Below are 21,802 nucleotides of genomic sequence, written 5' to 3'. Positions count from 1 at the left end.
AGGCATGAACTCCTTCTCGGCTGTGACTCGTTCGGCTCTGACCCGACGCTCGGTGCTCGGTCTCGCGGCGGCCGGTCTGGCGGCGACGATGCTGGCCGCCCCTACCCCCGCGCAGGCGGACCCCAGGGGCATCGCGGCGAAGCTCCCCGCGCCGACGGGCCCGCACCGGATCGGCACGGTGTCGACGCGCGTCGTCGACACCTCACGGCACGATCCCTGGGTGGAGTCCGTGCCGTACCGGGAGCTGATGATCAGCGTCTGGTACCCGGCGGCGGGAAGGCCGGGCGGCGCCGGACACCGCCTCGCTCCTTACATGTCACCGGGCGCGGCGGAGCGCTGGAGCGCGACATCGCCCCACGGCATCCCCAAGGACGCGATCGACTTCGCGGCCATGCGTACGCACGCGCGGGAGGGAGCCCCGGCCGACACGAGCAGAGGCCGACGCCCGGTCCTGCTGTACGCGGCCGGTGCCAATGACCCACGTACGTGGGGGACTAGCGCGGTCGAGGAGCTCGCGAGCCGCGGCTATGTGGTGGTGACGATCGACCACACCTATGAGGCGCCGGCCGTGCAGTTCCCCGACGGCTCGGTCAAGGACGACGCCCCGCTCCGTGAGGCGCTCGCGCGGGCGCAACAGGACCACGCGATGCCGGAACTGCTCAAGAAGGTCCTGGACGTCCGGGTGGCCGACTCGAAGTTCGTCCTGGACCGCCTCGGCTCACTGCCGAACGGCCTCTCCAAGGTCGTGGACCAGAAGCGGGTGGGCATGCTCGGCCAGTCGGCGGGCGGTATCGCGGCCGCCGAGACCATGTACGAGGACGGCCGGGTCAAGGCAGGCATGAACATGGACGGCACCCTGGAGAACAATCCGGAACCGAACGGCACGAACCTGACACCGGTGGCCCGGCACGGCCTGAGCGGCCCGTTCCTCCTCATGGGCAGGCAGGGCAGCGACCGTACGACGGAACCCTCGTGGCGCGCGTTCTGGTCCCACTCGACCGGCTGGAAGCGGAACCTGACCCTGCGGGGTTCGAAGCACCAGACGTACACGGACCTCGCCGCGCTGCTCCCCCAGGCCGGAGTGGACCGGCAGGTCATCGAGAAGCAGCTCGGCACGGTCGACCCGAGCCGCGCGGTGGCGGCGCAACGGGCCTACGCGACGTCATTCTTCGACCGCTGGCTGCGAGGCAAGGACGGCCACCTGCTCGACGGGCCTTCGGCAAAGTACCCGGAGGTGGAGTTCGCGGGGTGAGGCACCGTCTCGCTGCGGGCGAACGGGCCGCGGCCTACGCTCCCGGGATGGGGATGACTGACCGACTGATCGCCTTGCTCGTATCCCACTCGGCCCCCCGGTCACATCAGAACCTCCCCCCGCTCGCGCACCTCCCAAGACGGTCATACGCTCCCAAATGTGACGCCGCCCTCGCACATAGCCGTGCGGGCGACAGCGGTAGCCGTCGCACTGGTCACGTGGTGCCTGCTGCTCCTGTCCGCCCCCGTGGCACACGCCGCCCCGGCCGACGACCCGGTCACGCTCTCCCGTGACGGCCAGATCACCGACAAGGTGGGAGCGCTCGGCGACCGCGAGGGCGCCACCGAACGGGCTCTCGACCAGCTCTACGACGACCGCGGGCTTCAGCTCTTCGTCGTCTACGTGCGGGACTTCTCCGGGCGCGGCGCGCAGGACTGGGCGGACATCACCGCCGAGCGCAACGGGCTCGGCCTGGACGACCTGCTGCTCGCCGTCGCCACGCACGACCGCCAGTACGCCTACTCCGCGGACGTCGATTCCCGGCTCACCGAGGCCCAGCTCCAGGACGTGGCGACCACCGCGATCAAGCCCGCGCTGCGGCAGAACGACTGGGCCGGCGCGGCCATCGGCGCCGCGAACGGCTACAGCGCGGTCCTGGCAGGTCAGCCCGTCCCGACCCCGACGCTCACCCCGGGAGCCGCCGATCCGGGCGGCGACGGCAGCGCCGGCGTGTCGGCCTCCGGTGACCTCGTCCTGCCCATCGTGGCGGTCGGTGCCGCGGGCGCCCTCGCGGCGGTCGCGTACAGCCGCCGCAAGCGGCGGACCGAGACGCGTACGACGCCCGGCGGCCAAGGCGGCTGGGGCGCAGGGGCGGCGGGCGGGGCCCCGCTCCCGGAGCTCGACAAGCGGAGCAAGCAGCTCCTGGTGGAGACCGACGACGCGGTCCGCACCAGCGCGGAGGAGCTCGGTTTCGCCACCGCTCAGTTCGGCGACGAGGCGGTACGTCCCTTCACGGACGCCCTCGCGTACGCACGCTCCGAGCTGACGACCGCCTTCAAGCTGCGCCAGCAGCTGGACGACGCCTACCCGGAGGACGACGCGACGCGGCGCACCATGCTGGACGAGATCGTCGCGCGCTGCACCGAGGCGGGCCGCCGTCTCGACGCGGAGGCCGCGGGCTTCGACCAGTTGCGCGCCCTCGAACGCGACGTCACGGGGGCGCTCGACCACGCCGAGCGGATCTTCCGGGACGTCACGGGCCGCACCACCGCCGCCGAGACCACCCTCGGCAAGATCCGCGAGCAGTACGCACCGACCGCGTCGGCGCCCGTCGTGGGCCACGTGGAGCAGGCCAAGGACCGCCTCGTCTTCGCCACCACGCACCTGAACGAGGCCCGCCAGGCCATCGACGCGGGCGACAACGGCAAGGCCGCCGTCCACCTGCGTGCCGCCGAAGGCGCCGTCGACCAGGCGGGCACGTTCGTGGACGCGGTCGACCGGCTCGCCGCCGAGCTCGCGCTGGCCACTCAGAAGCTTCCCGCCGCTCTCACCGAGACGGAGACCGACCTCGCCGAGGCGCGCGGCCTCCTCGAAGGCACCATGCCGGGAGCCGCCACGGCCGACCTGCACGGCCGTATCGCCCGCGCTCAGACGGTGGTCGCCGAGGTCCGCAGGACGATGGCGGCGGGCCCGCACGACCCGATCGACGCCCTGCGCCGGGTGGAGGAGGCCGACACGGTCCTGGACGAGTCCCTCAAGGGCGCCCGCGAACGCGAGGTCACAAGCCGCCGCGCCGCAGCCCTCCTCGGCCAGGCCCTGCTCACCGCGCGCAGCGCCGTGGGAACGGCGGCGGACTTCATCGACACGCACCGGGGCGGGGTGGGCAGCGAGGCGAGGACCCGGCTGGCCGAGGCCCAGCGGCACCTCTCGGGCGCGGAGGCCGCCCAGGACACCGATGCCTCCGCCGCGCTCGCCGAGGCCCAGCAGGCCGACGCCCAGGCCCGGCAGGCACGGCAGCTCGCCGAACGCGACGTACGCGGCTACGGCAATCCCTACGGAGGCGGTGGCGGGCGCGGTGGCGGCATGGGCGGCGCGGTCCTCGGCGGCATCATCCTCGGCGAGCTCTTCGGAGGCATGGGCCGCGGGGCGGCCGGCGGGGGCTTCGGAGGCGGCGGCTTCGGCGGAGGCGGGCCCGGAAGCTTCGGCGGCGGCGGGACCCGGGGGCGGATGGGCGGGGGCGGGAGGTTCTGAGACCGGCACAAGACGCGGCCCGCGCGACGGCCTTTCGTACGTCCCGTAGAGCCCTCGTACCCCCTCCCTGGAGCCCTCGTACTCCTGGCAACCCGCAAAGAAGGAGCCCCTCATGACCAAGCAGACCATCCTCGGACGCGTGGCCCAGCTCGCCAAGGCCAACATCAACTCCCTCCTCGACCAGGCCGAGGACCCGCAGAAGATGCTCGACCAGCTGATCCGCGACTACACGAACAACATCCGGGAGGCCGAGGAGGCGGTGGCGACCACGATCGGCAATCTGCGGATGCTGGAACTGGACCACAAGGAGGACCGGGACGCGGCCGACGAGTGGGGCACGAAGGCGGTGGCCGCCAGCAAGAAGGCGGACGAGTTGCGCGCCGGCGGGAGCGCCGTGGAGGCCGACAAGTTCGACGGGCTCGCCAAGGTCGCGCTCCAGCGGCAGCTGCAGTGCGAACGGGAGGCCAAGGACGCCGAGCCCACGATCGCCGCGCAGAGCGAGGTCGTCGACAAGCTGAAGTCGGGCCTCGACCAGATGAAGATCAAGCTGACCCAGCTCCAGTCGAAGCGCGATCAGCTGGTCGCGCGTGCCAAGACCGCGCAGGCGCAGAACCAGATGATGGACGCCGCCCAGAGCATCGATGTGCTCGACCCGGCCAGCGAGTTGAGCCGCTTCGAGGACAAGGTGCGCCGCGAGGAGGCCCGGGCGCTGGGGAAACAGGAGCTCGCCGCGTCCTCCCTCGACGCGCAGTTCGAGCAGTTGGACAGCATGGGCGACGAGGCCGAGGTCGCGGCCCGCCTCGCCGCCCTCAAAGCGACCACGTGACCGGGGCGCCCAGAGCAGAGACCGGGGCGCTCAGAACAGGCTGAGCAACGCCTCCGCCGCGTCCATCGGCTCCACCCCACTCTGCGGCAGCGGCATCTCGAACCACACCGTCTTGCCGCGTGGCGTCCTGCGCGAGCCCCACGCGGCGCTCAGCAGGCCGACCAGTTGCAGCCCGCGACCGCCCTCGTCCGTGTCGCGCGCCCGGCGGCGGCGCGGCTGGACGAGGCCCGCGTCCCACACCTCGCACACCAGGCTGCGGTCGAGCAGCAGACGCAGCCGGATGTCCCCTTCGCCGTACCGCAGGGCGTTGGTGACCAACTCGCTGACCAGCAGTTCCGTCGTGTCGCAGAGGGGTTCCAGGTCCCAAGTGCGCAACTGCTCGCAGGCCAGTTCCCGCGCACGGCCCACCGACTTGGGGTCGCGCGGCAGCGTCCAGTCACCGACGGCTTCGGCGGGCAGACCCTGGATGCGGGCCATGAGGAGTGCGATGTCGTCCTCTCCGTGGTGGGTGTCGAGGGTGTTCAGGACGTGGTCGCAGACGTCCTCCAGGGCGGGCGCGGGGTCGTCGAGCGCCCGTACGAAGGCGTTCAGGCCCTCGTCGAGGGGATGCTCGCGGGATTCGACGAGCCCGTCCGTGTAGAGGGCGAGCAGGGCGCCCTCGGGCAGTTCGACCTCGACCTCCTCGAAGGGCTCACCGCCGACGCCCAGCGGCATGCCGGGCGGCACGTCGAGCATGAGCGGCGATTCGCCGGGCTCGACGAGCACGGGTGGCAGGTGCCCCGCGTTGGCGAAGGTGCAGCGGCGCGTGACGGCGTCGTAGACCACGTAGACGCAGGTGGCGAGGTAGACCTCCGCGAGGTCCGTCCCGTTCGCGGAGCGCGTCTGCCGGGCCGCTCTCGTGGCCTGCTGGGTGCCTGAGGGGTCGCCGAGGCCGCGGGCGATCTCGTCGAGCGCGGAGAGGACCTCCGCGGGCTCCAGGTCCAGGAGCGCCAAGGTGCGTACGGCGGTGCGCAGTTCGCCCATGGCCACGGCGGCGCGCAGGCCGCGTCCCATGACGTCGCCGACGACCAGGGCGGTGCGGTGGCCGGGCAGCTCGATCACGTCGAACCAGTCGCCGCCGACCTCGGTGGCCGCGTTGCCCGGCAGATAGCGGCAGGCGATGTCCAGGCCGGACGCCTCTGGGTCGTCGGGCGGAAGCAGGGACCGTTGCAGTATCAGCGCGCGTTCGTGCTCGCGGCGGTAGAGGCGGGCGTTGTCGATGCAGACGGCGGCGCGCGCGGCGAGCTCGACGGCGAGGGAGCGATCGCGTTCCCCGAAGGGCTCGCTCCCCTTCGTGCGGGAGAACTGCGCGAGGCCCACGACCGTGTCGTGGGCGACCATCGGCACGGCGAGCGTCGACTGGACCAGTCCGCCGGTGAGCCTGCTCGCGGAGCCTTCGTCGGCCGCCGAGACGAGTCGCGTCCTTGCCGTGCGCAGGGCGTCGGCGCAGGGCGAGGTGAAGGGGAAACGGTGCACGGCGCCCACGTCGACGGGGCGGCCGCCGTCCGGGAAGGGTGCGTCGGCGACGGCGCTCGCGAAGGCGACGCGGCGCAGTTCGGCGCTTCCGTCGGCGAGGCCGGGAGGCGTCTCGTCGCCGTCGAGCAGCCCTTGGTAGAGGTCTACGGAGGCGAGGTCGCAGAAGCCGGGGACGGTGACGTCCAGGAGCTCGCGTGCGGTCGTCTCCAGGTCGAGGGAGTTGCCTATCCGGGCGCCCGCTTCGTTGAGCAGGGCGAGGTTGCGGCGGGCGTGGGCGGCCTCGCGTGCGGCGGCGTGCCGCCGGGTGACGTCGGTGCCGAGGCCCGCGATGCCGATGGGGCGGCCCGAACCGCTGTGCACGCGGTAGAGGTTGATCGACCAGTGGCGGCGTTCGTTGCTGCCGGGGGCGGGGCCGACGATCTGCATGTCCGTGACGGAGTCGCCGGTCTCCAGGACGCGCTTGAGGGCGGCGGCCATGCGGTCGGCCTCGTGCCGGGGCAGATAGTCGTGGACCGTGCGGCCACGGTGATCCTCGACGCCGCCTCCGAAGACCGCGGCGAAGCGGCGGTTGGCCCGCTGCACCTTCAGGTCCGTGCCGAACAACAGGAAGCCGAAGGGAGATTGGCCGAAAATGGCCTGCGAGGCGGCGAGGTCCGTTTCTATCTGCCGCAGCGCCCGTACGTCGACGACGATGCAGACGGCGGCCCGCTCACCCTCCTCCGTCTCGGTCGGCATCACATAGACCTCGGCGATCCCTTCGGAGCCCCTGAAGGGCTCCGCGCCGGATCCGCCGGATCCGCCGGGCCCGTCAGCCCCCTCGGGCCTCGCGGGCGCCCGGAAGGGGACGGAGCCGGTCCACTCCCTGCCGTCCAGGATCTCCGCCATCTTGCGGTGCCCGCTGCTGCGCAGCTCGGAGGGGACGAAGGCCTCGATCGGGTCCCTGCCCACGGCGTCCTCGGCAGCCACTCCGAACAGCCGCTCGGCCCGCAGGCTCCACTGGTCGATGAGACCGTCGGGGCCGATCGAGAACGAGGCCACCTTGATGTAGTCATAGATCGAACCGGGTGGACTGCTCTGCCACATCACGTCATCCGCAGCTTCGCCCCTAGCGTCACCCGACGGCCCGTCCTGCTCCGTCGCCTTCGCTGGTATCTCGCTCACGCGAACCGTCCCCTCCAGCTCACCACGTCCGGCACCGGTCACCGGATGCGGCTGCCCGCAGTATCCAGCACTACGGAGCCACGCCACACGGCGTTCACGATCACAGCACGGACTCAACCCTTTTTGGCCCGTGCCCGTCTTGTGTCCGTCTCACGCTGCCAGTCTTCTAACCCGGCAGCACCAGCTCGAACCACACCGTCTTCCCCGTCTTCCCCGTTCTGCCCTGCCGTGTCCCCCAGCTCCGCGACGCGCGGGCCACCAACTGGATACCCCTGCCCCCCTCGTCCTCGGGTGCGGCGTCGCGTTCCTGAGGCGGGTCGGGGAGCGGATCGGAGACCTCTACGAGGAGGGTGCCCAGCGGCCCGGCCTGGCGCACGAGCCGTACTCCGATGGGGCCGGACGCGTGTCGCAGGGAGTTGGTCACCAGTTCGCTCACGAGGAGGACGGTGATGTCACCGAGGCCGGTGAGGCCCCAGGCTCCGAGCTGCTTGCGGACGACAGCACGGGCCATGCGCACGGCGCTCGGGGCCGCGGGAAAATCCCACTCGGCGCAGTCGCCTTCGGTGTCGATCACGCCGATCACTTCCAGACCAGCAACAGCGGACCCTTGTCCGGTTTCATGGGGTTAATGGGCACATACCCGATATCCCTGCGGAATTACCGCTTAACTGGGCGCACTGTGGCACGAACGGCGTATGTGGAGCTCCGCGCGGGGAAGCGAGACCCCTCACGCTCCCCCGGCCAGGGCCCTAGCGGCACTCGATCGCGGCCACCACCGCCGGGACGTCCGCGTCCAGCCACTCCACCGACCAGACCTCGTCCGGCGAGAGCCAGCGCAGTTCGTCGTGGTCCTGCAGGGGCTCGGGGGCTCCGGAGAGGAGCTTCACCGTCCACACCCACAGGACGTACCCCGGCTTGAGCGGCCACTCCCCGGGCACTCTGGCGACCGGCTCCGCGGCGACGCCCAGTTCTTCGCGCAGCTCCCGCGCCAGGGCTTCCTCGGGAAGCTCGCCCGGCTCGACCTTCCCGCCGGGCAGTTCCCAGCGGCCCGCGAGCTCGGGGGGTGCGCTGCGCCGTGCGGCCAGCAGGCGTCCGTCGTCGTACAGGGCGGCGCCCACCACGATCCGTTCCGTCATGCGGCGGAGCCTATGCGGTCAGTGCGCGCTGCCGTTCTGGCTCAGCTTCTCCACCCAGTACAGCTGCCGGTGGCCGTGGTCGTCGAGGCTGTTCGCGATCTTCTCGGCCTCGGCCTTCGTCGCGTACCTGCCCACCCGATAGCGGTTGCCATTGTCGTCCTGACGTATCACAAACCAGGGCAGCACGGCCGTTCCGTCATTCATCGCGCCCCTCCGCTCGCCACCCCGGCGCGCGCCACGCCTCGATCAGTAAGGAAACAGCAATCCGCATATGCCCGAGCCTACGCCCGACCTTTACTCAGCGGATACGACTTTGCACAAAGAGGTACGCAATTGGCCACCGCCGAGGGGGCGCACTTTGTCGGGTGCGCCCCCTGGTGTCATCGGTTCGCCCGGTGCGGGGCCCGCGTCAGTCGGCGGCACGCACCGTCGGCATCGGCATGAGCACCGGCGCACTCGACGGCGACGTACGGCAGACGTCGCCGCACTCCGCGTCCAGCGAACAGCAAAGGGAGCAGATCGGGCCCGCCTGCACCGGGCAGTCCGCGATGTCGGGGAGTTCGTACGCCGTCTCGCAGACGCCGCACGCGTGCGTGGCCGTCACGTCGGGGACGTGGACATGCGGTCCGTTCACCGGGTTCGGGCGCGCCAAGTAGTACGTGCCCTTCGTCGCCCAGGCGATCAGCGGGCACAGGACGACGGCGAGGCCGGCGGCGATGAACGTCGAGAAGGCTTCCGCGTACCGGCCGAAGAGGCCGAAGAAGGCCAGGATCGACACCACCGACGCGATCACCATCGAGCCGAAGCCCGCCGGGTTCACCGCGTACAGATAGGCCCTCTTGAACTCGATGTACGGAGGGCTCCAGCCCATCCTCTTGTTGATGACGAGGTCGGCGGCGACCGCCACGATCCACGCGATGCCGACGTTCGAGTAGAAACCGAGCAGCTTGTTGAGGGCCGCGAACATGTTCATCTCCATCAGCGTCAGCGCGATGGCGAGGTTGAGGAAGATGTACCAGACCCGGCCCGGATGCCGGTGCGTGATGCGGGAGAAGAAGTTCGACCAGGACAGCGAACCGCTGTAGGCGTTGGTGACGTTGATCTTGACCTGGGAGACGATCACGAAGAGGGCCGCCGCGGGCAGCGCGAAGGACCCGAGCCAGGGTTCGAGGGCCTCGATCTGCGGGGCTATCGGTTCCAGGGCGTGCGTCTCGCCGACGGCTTCGAGGGCCGCGAACGCCAGGAGCGCGCCGCCCAGCTGCTTGGCCGCGCCGATGACGACCCAGCCGGGGCCCGCCGCGAGAACGGCCAGATTCCAGCGCCGCTTGTTCTCTTCGGTCTTGGCCGGCATGAAGCGCAGGTAGTCCGCCTGCTCGCCGATCTGGGCGATGAGCGAGAGCGCGACGCCCGTGCCGAGCCCGAAGGCCACCCAGGAGAAGCCGCCGCCCGCGCCCTCGGTGCCCCCGAAGGAGCCGAAGGCGCCCCAGGTGTCCGGTGCCTCGAAGGCGAGCACCACGAAGGGGAGCACCATGCCGACGAGCCAGATCGGCTGCGTCCAGGCCTGCACCTTGGCCAGGGCGCCCATGCCGCGGAAGACGATCGGGATCACGATGAGCGTCGTGACCAAGTAGCCGATCTCCACCGGGAGTCCGACGGCCTGGTGCATGGCCTGGGCCATGATCGAGCCTTCGAGCGCGAAGAAGATGAACGTGAACGAGGCGTAGATCAGCGATGTCAGCGTCGAGCCGAAGTAGCCGAAGCCCGCGCCCCGGGTCACCAGATCCATGTCGAGGCCGTACTTGGCGCAGGCCCGCGCGATCGGGATGCCGGTGACGAAGATGATCGTCGCGGCGCACAGGATCGAGGCGAGTCCGCTGGTGAAGCCGTAGGTGAAGACGATGGAGGCCCCGATCGCGAAGTCCGCGAGGTAGGCGATGCCGCCGAGCGCTGTCGACGCCACCATCGTCGGCGACCAGCGCCGGAAGGAGTGCGGCGCATACCGCAGGGAGTAGTCCTCGCGGCTCTCGTCGGCCGCCATCTTCGCGTAGCTGCGCCGGGGCGGTGGTGCGGCGGCGTCGGCGTCGCGGGTGGCCGTATCCGTCATGTGGGTTCCTGTCGTCCGACCGGGTTGCGGGTACGGGCGATGAAGTTAGGAGCCGTACATGACAAGTCGTCGCAGGGCCTGATTGCTCCGGCGTTACGGAAGTCGAGCGGGCGTTAACTCGCGATCACGGCGGGTGGACCGGCCCGTCCGGATTCCGGGCGCACGCCGGAGCGCTCGGTCACCTCACCGGCAGGTGGTATGCGATCCGGTACCGGTCGGCGGGAACCACGATGTCGGCCGTCTCGACCGGCTTGCCGGAGGCGAAGTACGTCCGCTGCACGACGATCACCACATGGCCCGGGACACCGCCGAGCGCCATGAGCTCCTCCGCAAGCCCCGGGCGCGCGCCGACCTCCTCCGCGACGTTGTCCACGACCACGTCGATGGCCGCCATGCGCTCGACCACTCCGCAGCCTCCCAGCGGCCCCTCTTCGGGGAGCATCACCGGAGTGCGTCCGGTGACGGCGAGGGGCTCCCAGGAGGTGGAGAGCATCATCGCCTCGCCCGCGTCGCGGTAGACGTACTTGGTGCACATCACGCGGTCGCCCGTGCGGATGCCGAGACGCTCGGCGATCGCGCTGCCGGCCTCCACCTGCTCGCTGCGGGACTCCCAGGTGCCGCGCGCGCCGTCCTGGGCCTGCTCCTGACGGAACGGCGTCGAGCCGCCGGAGGCCCGAAAGCCGGTGCGCACCACGCGGCGTGGCACGGGCAGCTCGCGCACGTAAGTGCCGGACCCGGAGCGGCCTTCGACCAGCCCCTCGGCCATCAGGACCTTGCGGGCCTCCAGGGCGACCGTGTCCGACACCCCGTACTCCTCGCGGATCCTGGCCTGCGAGGGGAGCCGGGTGCGCGGCGGCAGCGAACCGTCGACGATCTTCTTGCGGAGATCACCCGCGACACGCAGATACGCCGGCTGTTCACCGAAAGTCACTGGCCACTCCCATCAGGTTGACAGACAGCAACAGCCTGGCAACCGTGGGTTGTTGGCCGCAACCCAAGGCCAATGAATCACTCGAAGTGATGATTTTGGACTCCGCAGGTCTTTACGCAGGGGCTTTCCGCGGCTATAGCGATCACATTCCCGCAGTGCCCCCGGGCGCGGATCAGGCGCTCCCGCCCCGGACGGCGAGGAAGCGAGAGATCGCCGAGCGCGCGATCTGACTCCCCCAGCCGCCCCAGTTCACGTCGAAACAGTGGTCCGCCCAGGGCAGTTCGACATACGTCGCCCGCGCCCCCGCCGCGTCGAGGCGCCGCGCCAGCTCACGCGCCTGCGCCACCGGCACCGCCCGGTCCGCGCTGCCGTGCAGCAGGAGCGTGGGCGGCACGTCCGTCCGCACGAGCTTCGCGGGCGAACCGAGGCGGTAGCGGGCGGGGACGGACTTCGCCGAACCGCCCATCAGGCGCGGGATCATGGGGTCGCCGCGCAGTGCGGTCCCCGCGATGAGGCGTCCCATGTCGGTCGGCCCGTAGAGGGAGATCACCCCGGCGACCGAGCTGTCACCCACCGCGCAGGAGGCCGGGACGCGGTCGTCACCCTCCGTATAGGCCGCCGCGAGCGCGAGATTGCCGCCCGCCGAACTCCCCGCGAGGACGAGGCGGTCGGGATCGACGCCGAACACGCGCGCGTGGCGGCGCACCCAGCCGACGGCGCACTTCACGTCGCCGATCTGGTCGAGCTGGGTCACCCGGGGCGCGAGCCGGTAATCGATGTCGAAGACCGACCAGCCCCGCGCGTTGAACCAGCGGTTCCATGCGGGGCTCTGACCGCGATGCCCCTTGTTCCAGCCTCCCCCGTGCACCCAGACCACGGCCGGGTGACGCACCCCGTCCCGCTTCGGCAAGGTCCACAGGTCCAGCTTTCCGCGCCGCTCGCCGATGCGCGCGTAACGGCTGGTGCGCTCACCGTCGGGAGCCTTGGCGTAGTTGACGCCCTCGAAGTAGGCGCCGGGGGCGAGCGGTTGGCCCTGCTCCTCGGCGGTGCGGTACGCGGCGGCGTACGGCATGACGCCGTACACGAGCGCGACGAAAGCGGTCAGTACGGCCGCTCCGGCGCACCAGGGATACCGCCGCCCCGCGGCCACCCCCGCGACCAGGCCGATGACCGCGGGCGGCACGAGCACGAGCCCCCAGGAGGTGACTGCCGCCGCGACGAGCACCAGGAGCGGGATGCGGGGGAGCGGGGCCGCGACGAGCACGGCAAGGGCGGCGTTCAGGAGAGCGACGACGACGAGGAGCCCGCGGCAGAGGTGCGCGACGCGCGAAACCCCGGGCCCGTTCCGGTCTTTGCGGCTACCTCTTCGGGGAGAGTCCGACGCCGCGGGCCTCGGTCTGCGCCGGCCTGCGACGGTCGGCGTCACGACGGTCGTCACACCGAAGAACTATCACAGAACCGGACAAAAACCCCTTAGGGTGAGCGGCACCGTCTTCGCCGTCTTCGCCGTCTTCGACCGCCCCTTCGGATTCCTCGCCGTCCACCGCACCTCATGCCTCGTCCTCGCGGCGGGCCGGGCCACCGACCCGGAGCCGTACCGCGAGGACGAGAAGGGTTCACTCAGAACTCAGAACCCAGAACTCAGAACTGCAGCCCCCAGGAGTCGATCTTGCCGACATCCCGTGCCGCGTTGTCGCTCACCCGCAGCTTCCACGTCCCGTTGGCCGTCTCCGACGACGCGTTCACCGAGTACGTGGTGTTGATGTCGTCCGAACTGCCGCCGGTCCCATAGCCCTTCAGCGTGTACGCGCTGCCGTCGGGCGCGATCAGCTGCACCTGGAGGTCACCCACATAGGTGTGCTGGATGGCGACCGGCACGCTCAGGGCGGCGGGCGCGGAACCCGGGACGCCGCTCACGGTGACCGGTGATTCGACCGTGGCGTTGTCGTTGATCGCGAAGTCGGTCGTGTTCTCGAACTTGGGACCCGGGGGGTTGGTCGAACCGGGGCCCACGTTCAGGAGGCGGTTGGGCGAACCCGTTCCGGGGCTGGTGACGACGCCCGTCGAGGCCGCACTGACCAGCGCCGAGGAGACCTGCGCCGGGGTCGCCGCGCGGTTGTCCGCGAGGTAGAGCGCCGCCGCGCCCGCGGTGTGCGGGGACGCCATCGACGTACCGGAGATCGTGTTCGTCGCGGTGTCGCTGCTGTTCCAGGTCGAGGTGATGGAGGAGCCCGGCGCGAACAGGTCGAGGACGCTGCCGAAGTTGGAGTAGCTCGCCTTGGCGTCGGTGCTCGTGGTCGCGCCGACCGTGATGGCCTCGGTCACGCGCGCGGGGGAGCGCGTCGAGGCGTTGACGGATTCGTTGCCGGCCGCGACGGCGAAGGTGATGCCGGATGCGACGGCGTTGCGTACGGCCGTGTCCAGGGCGCTGTCGGCGCCGCCGCCGAGCGACATGTTCGCGACGGCGGGCTTGACCGCGTTCCGGGCGACCCAGTCGATGCCGGCGACGACCTGCGCGGTGGTGCCGGAGCCCTGGTTGTTCAGGACGCGCACGCCGACGACCTTCGCCTTCTTGGCGACGCCGTGCAGGGTTCCGGCGACGGTGCCCGCGACGTGCGTGCCGTGGCCGTGGCCGTCCTGTGCGGTGTTGTCGTTGTCGATGGCGTCATAGCCGTAGGAGGCTCGGCCGCCGAAGTCGCTGTGGCTGATGCGGACCCCGGTGTCGATGACGTAGGCCGTGACGCCCTCACCGGCGGAGTCCGGGTAGGTGTAGGAGTTGTTCAGCGGCAGCGTCTTCTGGTCGATGCGGTCCAGGCCCCAGGACGGCGGGTTCGGCTGGGTGGCGTCGACCGTGAACGTCCGGTTCTGCACGACGGAATCGACCGCCGGGTCCGCGGCGAACTTCCTCGCCTCGGCCGCGGAGAGCTCGACCGCGTAGCCGTTGAGCGCCTTCTTGTACGTGCGCTTGATCTCGGCGCCGTACTCCTCGGCCAGCGCCTTGCCCGCCTTGGAGCCCGCCTTCGCGGCATCCTCGTCGAGGGTGACTATGTAGCTGCCCGGTATCGCGCCGGGGGCCCCGGCGTTCTCGACCGTACCTTCGGCCTGCCCCGGCTGAGCGTTCGCGGGGAGGGCGGAGACGACGCCGAGGGCGAGGGCCGCGACCGCTGTCGCGCTGATCCCGGCCAGTCTTCGGCGGTTATGACGCATCACTGCCATCTGAGGGGTCCTCCTCAATAGGTGGTGCGCTGGTGGGGGGTGGTGCTGGTGGTGCCAGTGGTGCCGGTAGTGCCCACACGGCGGCAAGGCAGGGACATGTCAATTCCACTGCGGTCTGCCTGCTCTCACCTTCGTCGGGACGAAAGATTGGCGGATCCATAGGAATCCCACAAGGGTCAGTACCGGACGCAACATGACCGCCACGCACCCGTCATGACACATGCGCCCCAACCGCCCCAACTAGCCTGCGCGCATGACAGCATTGCCGGACTGTTTCTGCCCGACCGACGGAACGCGTGTCCCCGCGGGCACCCTCGCCTGGTGCTGCCCCGTCTGCCGCGGCCCGCTCGACCTGGACTTCTCCCCCAATCCCGCGCCGCTGAAGTCGTTGAACGGAAGGGTCAATTCACTGTGGCGGTACGCGGAGTCCCTGCCGCTGCCCGCCCCCGCTTTCTCGCTCGGCGAGGGCCGCACACCCCTCGTACCGCTGGATGGCGCGATCTCGGCCAAACTCGACTTCCTGATGCCGACGCTCTCCTTCAAGGACCGCGGCGCGGTCATGCTCGCCGCGCTCGCGCTGCGGCTCGCCCCGGAGCGGGTGATCGCCGACAGCAGCGGCAACGCGGGCACGGCGGTCGCCGCGTACTGCGCGCGAGCCGGGCTGCCCTGCACGGTGTACGTCCCCGAGGGCACGTCACCGAAGAAGCTGGAGCAGATCGACGCCCACGGCGCGCGGCTCGAAGTCGTCTCCGGTGAACGCGAGAAGACGGCATGGGCGGCCCGGACGGCCGCCGACGAACCGGGCACCTTCTACGCCTCGCACGTCCACAACCCCTACTTCCTGCACGGCACCAAGACGTACGTCCATGAGCTGTGGGAGGACTTGGACGGCCGACTGCCGGACGTACTGGTCGTGCCCGTGGGCAACGGCACCCTGCTGCTCGGCGCGGCCCTCGCGGTGCGGGAGCTGCACGCGGCGGGCCTGATCGCGAAGGCGCCCACGCTGTACGCCGTGCAGGCCGCCGCGGTGGCACCGCTGGCCGAGGCATGGCGCGCGGGAGCCGACGAGCCGCTGGGCACGACCCCGGCGGCGCCCACCCTCGCGGAGGGCATCGCGATTCCGCGCCCGCCCCGAGCCCGGCAGATCCTGCGGGCCGTACGCGGGTCCGGCGGCGGCTTCCTGACGGTCTCGGAGGAGCAGCTCCGGGCCGCTCAACTGGATCTGGCGGGACGCGGGTTGTTCGTCGAGGCGACCGGGGTGGCGTGCTGGGCCGCCGTACGCGACGGAGCGCTCGGTGAGCGGACCGCCGTGGTGCCGCTGTGCGGGGCGGGCCTGAAATCAGGACTGGCGGGCGTTTGAGCGACTCCCGAACTGGGCTCGTGCACGCGGGAGTTGACTGAACCGGTCGATGGTCACAGCTCTGCCCGTGAATGGCCCGGAGGCCTGCCCTGAGCTGGGCTCTGGCCGTACGCTTGTCGCCACCATCGATTTGACGGTGCCGCACCATCGATACACATGAGTGCTGACTGCTGACTGCTGGTGGCGATCGGGAGGTCACGGGGGTGGAAGGGCGCAGCCCTGCGAGGGTTCGCAACGAATTGGTCGCCGACATCGTCGACGTACTGCAGGAATCGAGCACGGTACGACAGGAGAACAGCGCCGACCTGTGGGTGCGCATGCTGGGCGACGAGCTGGAAGCCCCGGTGGAGCCGCTGCGCAACGCGGCGCTGCGGCCGTGGCTGCTGCAACTGGTGGAGCGCTGCTCACAGCTGCCGGACGGCCTTTCGAGTCTGGTGCGCTGCCTGCAGTACCTGGAGCAGCAGTCTTCCGCCGTTCTGTCGCTGCGGCGTCTCGTGGACGAGTGGGAGGCCGTGGAGTTCTTCGACGGCGCCGACCTGCATCCCTTGCAGCCGGTCCTGCGGGACATGCGCTCGTCCGCCGGTCTGGCGACGCTCGCGCGGCGGGCCAGCCGGTCACGTACCCAGGAATTGCCCGCGTGGTGCGACACGGGATGGGCAGTCTTTCTACGACTGGCCGGCGACAACACCGCCGCGAAGGAACTCCCCGTCAGCATGGCGTTCCTGGCCCTGGCCGCCGAACGGCTCGTGGAGGACGGACAGATGGAGGCTGCGGAGGACCTGCGGCGCTGGAACCGCCGACAGGCCAGGACCTGGGGGCTCGAGGAGCAGATCGCCGACTGGCAGCGCAGCGGCATGGCCCAGCAGGCCCCGCCGCCCATGGTGCCCGCGTATCTGATGATCCAGTTCGAGCCCGACGGAGTGGACCCCGACCGCTATTTCCTCTCCCACTGGCGCCAGTCGGACGCCGAGGGCTGGCATCCCGTGCCCGGCGAGACCCTGCATGTGCACCGCGACGACCTGCCCGCCGAGGTCGAGGTCCTCATCGAGCAGACCGAGGAACGGTGGGCGGACCTGAGGCAACCGGTCGTCCTGGAATTCATCCTCCCGTGGGAATTGCTGGGGGAGCCCGTGGAGTGGTGGCACAAGGAGTCCTCCTCCTCGTCACCGATCCCCCTCGTGATGGATTACGCGGTTCTGATCCGCTCCTTCGAGCGCCTGCGCAAGGCCGCCTGGCACCGCCCCTGGCACAAGAAGTGGCGTCAGCTCAAGGAGCAGCCCGCCGACAGCCACTCGTACTTCAACCCTCCCGGCCAGTCGCACTTCCACCTGGAGCGCGAACTGAAGGAGGACGACCACGCGGTCTGTCTGGTGCTGAGCCGGCCGCCGGGAACCGACTGCCCGGCCAGCCACCAGGAGTTCATGGCGGGGCTGCGGGCGGGGGTGCCCGCGATGATCTGGCACCGCGGTGACTGCGGTGACCCCGCGTTCAAGGAAGCGGTCGCCGAAATGGTCCAGGACAGAGGCCTGTCCAGCCTGGTGACGCGCGCCGGAAATTGGCGCAAGGAGGCTCTGGCGCTGGGCCCCGAGGGCTGGGACAACCACGTGGGACGCCATCTGGCGATCCTGCTCGACGATCCGGAACGCAGACCCGGCCCACCCGGCCCCGACCGTGCGCCGGTGACGAGTTGAACGGGCCCGTCGGCCACAGGTCCGTGAACCTCCCGCGTACGGCGAGAGGGGGTGCCGCGCCGTGAACGAGCCGGCCTCCGCCGCCGTGCGGCCGCTTCCCGCCGGGCGCACGCGTGTCCCAGCCGGGCGCACGCGTGTGCGGGCAGGGCGGGCGCACATGCCGTCCGGGCGCACGCGGCGGCACCCCGGGGGCACTCCGCATGCCGCCGCGGGCGCGGCTCTCCCCGCCGAAGGCGTGACTTCTCACACGATTTCCGTGCGCCCCGGCCCATGCCGCCGTACCCCCTTGCTTGCAGTGCGGGCGCGCTGTCACGCTGCGCTTGTGGATGTCACGCACGCCCGCGCTCTGCGGGACTCCGCACAACTGTCCAGGCCGCCACGACGCCTTGAGGGCGCATATGCATGACGACGGAGGGCAGCGGCAGGGACCGGCCACGCGGGCACGACATGAGGCCGCGTCCGTCCTCGGCCGTCTCGGGCACGCCCGGCCCGGCGGACCGGAGCGCGCCGAAGCGGTCCTCGTCCTCGACAGCCACCTGACCATGAAGGTGTGGGACCAGACGGTCGACGACCTGGTCGGCGAGCTGAAACGCCAAGGGGACTTCGCGCGCGTACGCGTCCTGCGCCTGCGCGGCACCGACGAGACCGACCCCGCACGGATCGGCCCCGAGGAACCGCTCGGCGGCGCCGGAGACACGCGCCGCGTGATCCTCGTCCTGACCGACGGGCTCGCGGCCGGCTGGCGGTCGGGCGCGGTCATGCCCCTGCTGCGCGCCTGGGGCCGCACCTGTCCGGTCGCCGTGGTGCACGTGCTCCCCCAGCAACTGTGGTTCCGCACGGGTCTCGACGTCTGGCGGGTGCGGCTGCGCGCCGAGCATGCCTGGGCGGCCAACAGCGAGCTCGGCTGGGAGCTGCGCGAGGCCCCGGTGGAGTCGCGCGACCCGGACGAGCCGGAGGCCGAGACAGGCACGGTCCTGGTGCCGGTCCTCGCTCTGACCAACCGCTGGGCCGAGGCCTGGACCCAGCTCGTCATGGGCCCCGAGCCGCGATGGCTGGAGATGTCCGCCATCCGGGCGCGGGAGTGGAAACGCCGGCCCGACGCCGCGCGCGCCCTGCCCTGGACGGACGACGTCCCCGACCCGCGCAGCACGGTGCCCGCATCGGAGCGCGTGTCGGACTTCCGCGCCGGAGCCTCGCCCACGGCCTTCACGCTGGCGACGCGCTTAGCCGCCGTACCCCTGAGCCTTCCCCTCATCCGCAAGGTCCTGGAGACCACCCCGGGAGCGGGCCCGGTGCACGCGTCGGAGCTGCTGATGAGCGGCCTCGTCCGGCCGAGCGGGACCCAGGGCGACGAGGTCACGGATGTGGCGTTCTCCTTCGCCCCCGACATCCGCGAGGAGCTGCTGGCGCTGGGCCGCCGCAGCGACACGGCACGCATCCTGCACGACGTACGCGCGCTGTTGGCGGCCGACGCGACAGGGGCCCCCTCGCCGCTCCCCTCCCCCACCGAACCCCTGGACACCCTGGCCATGCCTCGGGTGAACAGCCGCAATATCGACTTCCTGCGCGTGGAGCTCGCCGCGCTGAGGGCACTCTCCGGCCGCTTCATGCAGCGCGCCGCCCTGCTGGCAGGGGTACTTGGCTGGCACGATCGTCGGTACGCAGTCAGCCTGGAGAAAACCGGTGGAACCCCCGTCTCCCGGCCCCATCCTGAAGGAGCATTGGTGATGTCGACTACGCCCCAGCAAACGATCGAGGGGGACCGCACATCACTGCCGCGCGTCTGGGGAAACCTGCCGCCCCGCAACCCGAACTTCACCGGCCGCGCGGAGCTGCTCGAACTGCTCGGCGAGCGTCTGCGGGAGGGCACGACCACGGTTCTGCCCGAGGCGATTCACGGCATGGGCGGCGTGGGCAAGACGCAGCTCGCCATCGAGTACGCGTATCGCCATCAGGGTGAGTACGACATCGTCTGGTGGATTCCCTCCGAGCGGCCGGGCCAGATCGGTCAGGCCCTCGTGGAGCTGGCCGGGCGCCTGGGCCTGGAGACCAGCACCGAGGCGAACATCGCGGGTCCCGCGGTGCGTGAGGCGCTGCGCGAGGGACGGCCCTACTCGCGCTGGCTGCTGATCTTCGACAACGCCGACAACCCCGAGCAGGTACGCCACTACTTCCCCACCGGGGGCAACGGCACGATCCTGGTCACCTCCCGCAACAGGCGGTGGGGCCTCGTCGGCGGCTCACTCGAAGTGGACGTCTTCACCCGCGAGGAGAGCAAGGAACTCCTGCGCCACTCCGGGCCGCCCCTCCAGGAGGACGAGGCGGACCGTCTCGCCGAGGCGCTCGGAGACCTCCCGCTGGCCCTGGAACAGGCCGCCGCGTGGCGTGCGGAGACGGGCATGCCCGCTTCCGAGTATCTGCGCCTCTTCGAGAACAAGCGGACCGAACTCCTGGAGACGTCCCCGCCCCCGGACTACCAACTGCCGGTCGCGGCTGCCTGGAACGTCTCCCTGGACCACCTGGAGACCCGCAGCCCCTCGGCCCTGCGTCTGCTGCAGCTCTGCTCGTACTTCGCCCCGGACCCGATCTCGCGGTCCATCTTCTCCGGCCTGGGCAACAGCAGCATCTTCCCCGAGCTGGACGCGACGCTGAACGACCCGATGCGGCTCGCGCGCGCCATAAGGGAAGTGAACCGCTACTCCCTCGCCCGCATCGACCACCGTACGAACTCCATCGAGATGCACCGCCTCGTGCAGCTCGTCCTGAACAACCGCATGTCTCCCGACGAGCAGGCCCGGATGCGTCACGGGGCCCACACCCTGCTGGCCGCCGCCGACCCCAAGTCCCCGGTGTCCCCGGCCAACTGGCCCCGGTACGCGGAGCTGTACAGCCACGTCATCGCGTCCGACGCGGTCAAGTCGGACCAGCCCTGGGTGCGCCAGCTCGTCCTGAACGTCGCCCTGTACCTCTATCACTGGGGCGACCACGAGGTGGCGCTCGACTTCTCCGAGCGGGCCTGGGTGACCTGGCGGGAGGTCTTCGGCGAGGAAGACCAGATGACGCTCATCATGGGGCAGAAGCTGGGCTTCTTCTACTGGAGCGTCGGCCGCCACCGCGAGGCCGCGGCACTGGTCGCCGAGATCAGGGCGATCTACGAGCGCACGGCCCCGCCCGACCGTGAGGACTCCCGGGAGGACGCGCTGGACGCGATCAACTTCGAGGCCGCCGTGCGCCGCGTCGAAGGAGACTTCGCCCGCGGCGCCGAGCTGGACGCCACGGTGTACGAGCGGGCACGCAGGGCCTTCGGCGAAGAGGACCCGACCACCCTCAACACCGCCCACAACCTCGCGGTGAGCCTGCGCCTGATGGGGAACTACCGCGAGGCGTACGAACTGGACCAGCAGACCCTGGCGTTGAAGCTGCGCGTCCTTGGCCAGGACCATCAGCAGACGCTGCACACCGAGCTCAACGTCGCCATCGACATGCGTGAGACGGGGGACTACGTCGGCGCGCGCGCCCGCCATGAAGCCGTCATGATGGCCTATCGCGAGGTCTTCGGCCGGGGCAACCCCGCCGCCATCGGCACGGTGCGTCAGCTCAGCGAGGCGTGCCGCAAGGAGGGCGACCACGCCAAGTCCCTGGAGCTGGCCCTCGATGCCAGCTCACGCTTCACCCGCCGGTACGGCGACAACCACCCCCAGTCGCTCTCCGCGGCCCTGACGCTGGCCATCGCCCTGCGCGAGAACGGCGACCTCCAGGCGGCGCGTGAGCGGGGCGTCAAGGCCTGCCAGGGGTACCGCGAGATCTTCGACCCCAGCCATCCTCACGTGCTGGCCGCCGACATCGACCTCGCGGTGACGTTGCGTCTCCTTGGGCAGCCCGACGAGGCGCGCCGCCTCGACGAAGCGGCCCTCTCCTCCCTCACCGAACGGCTCGGTCCGGCCCATCCCATCGCCCTGGCCTGCGCCATCAACCTGGCCAGTGACCTGGCCGCGCTCGACGACCACGCCGCGGCCCGCTCGCTCGGCGAGGAGACCCTCGAGCGCTGCCGTGCCACGCTCGGTGAGAACCACCCCACCACGCTGGCCTGCGCCATCAACCTGGCGATGGACCTCGTCGCGGTGGGCGAGGAGGCCGACGGAGCCACCTTGCGGGCCGACACCATCGCGCGGATGGAGAGCGTGCTCGACGAGCCCCGGCTCCGCTCGGAGACCGCGGCCGCGCACCCGGCCACCGTCCAGGCGAAGGCAGGACAGCGGGCCAACTGCGACATCGACCCGGTACCACTGTGACGCGCGGCGGCGGGGGCCCGCGCTCTGGCCGCGGGCCCTGCCCTCCAGCCGGACGGCAGGGCTTCACA

14 protein-coding genes are annotated in these 21,802 nt (G+C 70.9%); 6 read left to right on the top strand and 8 right to left on the bottom strand.

Annotation, left to right across the window (positions count from 1 at the left end; all coding sequences use genetic code 11):
• Nucleotides 1-4: 4 nt before the first annotated feature.
• The 3 genes from AB0I94_RS04900 to AB0I94_RS04890 all read left to right on the top strand — a co-directional run bounded on the left by AB0I94_RS04900 (nt 5) and on the right by AB0I94_RS04890 (nt 4,328).
• Nucleotides 5-1,252 (top strand): hydrolase, encoded by a 1,248-nt coding sequence (locus AB0I94_RS04900; protein ID WP_363307987.1) that lies wholly within the window; start codon nt 5-7, stop codon nt 1,250-1,252.
• 210 nt (nt 1,253-1,462) lie between these two features.
• Complete coding sequence (locus AB0I94_RS04895; protein ID WP_363308299.1) at nt 1,463-3,502, top strand: TPM domain-containing protein; 2,040 nt, start codon at nt 1,463-1,465, stop codon at nt 3,500-3,502.
• A gap of 112 nt (nt 3,503-3,614) precedes the next feature.
• Nucleotides 3,615-4,328 (top strand): PspA/IM30 family protein, encoded by a 714-nt coding sequence (locus AB0I94_RS04890; RefSeq protein WP_363307986.1) that lies wholly within the window; start codon nt 3,615-3,617, stop codon nt 4,326-4,328.
• A 30-nt stretch (nt 4,329-4,358) separates the two neighbouring features.
• Here the strand turns inward: AB0I94_RS04890 and AB0I94_RS04885 are convergent, their stop codons facing one another.
• The 8 genes from AB0I94_RS04885 to AB0I94_RS04850 all read right to left on the bottom strand — a co-directional run bounded on the left by AB0I94_RS04885 (nt 4,359) and on the right by AB0I94_RS04850 (nt 14,391).
• Nucleotides 4,359-7,004 carry a SpoIIE family protein phosphatase gene (locus AB0I94_RS04885; RefSeq protein WP_363307985.1) on the bottom strand — a complete coding sequence of 882 codons (2,646 nt, stop codon included), beginning with the start codon at nt 7,002-7,004 and terminating at the stop codon, nt 4,359-4,361.
• Between the two features lie 166 nt (nt 7,005-7,170).
• Nucleotides 7,171-7,587, bottom strand: coding sequence for an ATP-binding protein (locus AB0I94_RS04880; RefSeq protein WP_363307984.1), 417 nt, complete (start codon nt 7,585-7,587; stop codon nt 7,171-7,173).
• A gap of 166 nt (nt 7,588-7,753) precedes the next feature.
• Nucleotides 7,754-8,140, bottom strand: coding sequence for a (deoxy)nucleoside triphosphate pyrophosphohydrolase (locus AB0I94_RS04875; protein ID WP_363307983.1), 387 nt, complete (start codon nt 8,138-8,140; stop codon nt 7,754-7,756).
• A gap of 18 nt (nt 8,141-8,158) precedes the next feature.
• Nucleotides 8,159-8,344: an SPOR domain-containing protein gene (locus AB0I94_RS04870; RefSeq protein ID WP_363307982.1), complete on the bottom strand. Its 186-nt coding sequence runs from the start codon at nt 8,342-8,344 to the stop codon at nt 8,159-8,161.
• Nucleotides 8,345-8,549: 205 nt separating this feature from the next.
• Nucleotides 8,550-10,244 carry a hypothetical protein gene (locus tag AB0I94_RS04865; RefSeq protein WP_363307981.1) on the bottom strand — a complete coding sequence of 565 codons (1,695 nt, stop codon included), beginning with the start codon at nt 10,242-10,244 and terminating at the stop codon, nt 8,550-8,552.
• A gap of 178 nt (nt 10,245-10,422) precedes the next feature.
• Nucleotides 10,423-11,175, bottom strand: a complete 753-nt coding sequence (locus tag AB0I94_RS04860; protein ID WP_363307980.1) for a GntR family transcriptional regulator — start codon at nt 11,173-11,175, stop codon at nt 10,423-10,425.
• Nucleotides 11,176-11,347: 172 nt separating this feature from the next.
• On the bottom strand, nt 11,348-12,613 hold the full coding sequence (locus AB0I94_RS04855) for an alpha/beta hydrolase (protein WP_363307979.1): 1,266 nt from the start codon (nt 12,611-12,613) through the stop codon (nt 11,348-11,350).
• A gap of 203 nt (nt 12,614-12,816) precedes the next feature.
• A complete protein-coding gene (locus AB0I94_RS04850; protein WP_363307978.1) occupies nt 12,817-14,391 on the bottom strand; it encodes a S8 family serine peptidase in 1,575 nt (524 codons plus the stop codon).
• A 253-nt stretch (nt 14,392-14,644) separates the two neighbouring features.
• Here AB0I94_RS04850 and AB0I94_RS04845 point away from each other — a divergent pair, with 253 nt between their 5' ends.
• From AB0I94_RS04845 to fxsT, 3 genes are all read left to right on the top strand, one after another.
• The gene (locus AB0I94_RS04845) at nt 14,645-15,751 is read left to right on the top strand and encodes a threonine synthase (protein ID WP_363307977.1); all 1,107 of its coding nucleotides are present in this window, start codon (nt 14,645-14,647) and stop codon (nt 15,749-15,751) included.
• Nucleotides 15,752-15,990: 239 nt separating this feature from the next.
• Nucleotides 15,991-17,442, top strand: coding sequence for a hypothetical protein (locus tag AB0I94_RS04840; protein ID WP_363307976.1), 1,452 nt, complete (start codon nt 15,991-15,993; stop codon nt 17,440-17,442).
• Nucleotides 17,443-17,840: 398 nt separating this feature from the next.
• Complete coding sequence (gene fxsT / locus AB0I94_RS04835) at nt 17,841-21,734, top strand: FxSxx-COOH system tetratricopeptide repeat protein (protein ID WP_363307975.1); 3,894 nt, start codon at nt 17,841-17,843, stop codon at nt 21,732-21,734.
• Nucleotides 21,735-21,802 lie beyond the last annotated feature (68 nt).

The sequence above is a fragment of the Streptomyces sp. NPDC050147 genome (genome assembly GCF_040660195.1).
GTDB lineage: Bacteria > Actinomycetota > Actinomycetes > Streptomycetales > Streptomycetaceae > Streptomyces.
Note: the sequence above shows the minus strand (reverse complement) of the source record. Positions and strands in the feature narration are given on the sequence as shown.

Coding starts and splice junctions, on each gene's coding strand:
- AB0I94_RS04865 (WP_363307981.1), bottom strand. CDS start 10,244: ATGACGGATACGGCCACCCGCGACGCCGACGCCGCCGCACCACCGCCC.
- fxsT (WP_363307975.1), top strand. CDS start 17,841: ATGCATGACGACGGAGGGCAGCGGCAGGGACCGGCCACGCGGGCACGA.
- AB0I94_RS04870 (WP_363307982.1), bottom strand. CDS start 8,344: ATGAATGACGGAACGGCCGTGCTGCCCTGGTTTGTGATACGTCAGGAC.
- AB0I94_RS04850 (WP_363307978.1), bottom strand. CDS start 14,391: ATGGCAGTGATGCGTCATAACCGCCGAAGACTGGCCGGGATCAGCGCG.
- AB0I94_RS04890 (WP_363307986.1), top strand. CDS start 3,615: ATGACCAAGCAGACCATCCTCGGACGCGTGGCCCAGCTCGCCAAGGCC.
- AB0I94_RS04845 (WP_363307977.1), top strand. CDS start 14,645: ATGACAGCATTGCCGGACTGTTTCTGCCCGACCGACGGAACGCGTGTC.
- AB0I94_RS04900 (WP_363307987.1), top strand. CDS start 5: ATGAACTCCTTCTCGGCTGTGACTCGTTCGGCTCTGACCCGACGCTCG.
- AB0I94_RS04875 (WP_363307983.1), bottom strand. CDS start 8,140: ATGACGGAACGGATCGTGGTGGGCGCCGCCCTGTACGACGACGGACGC.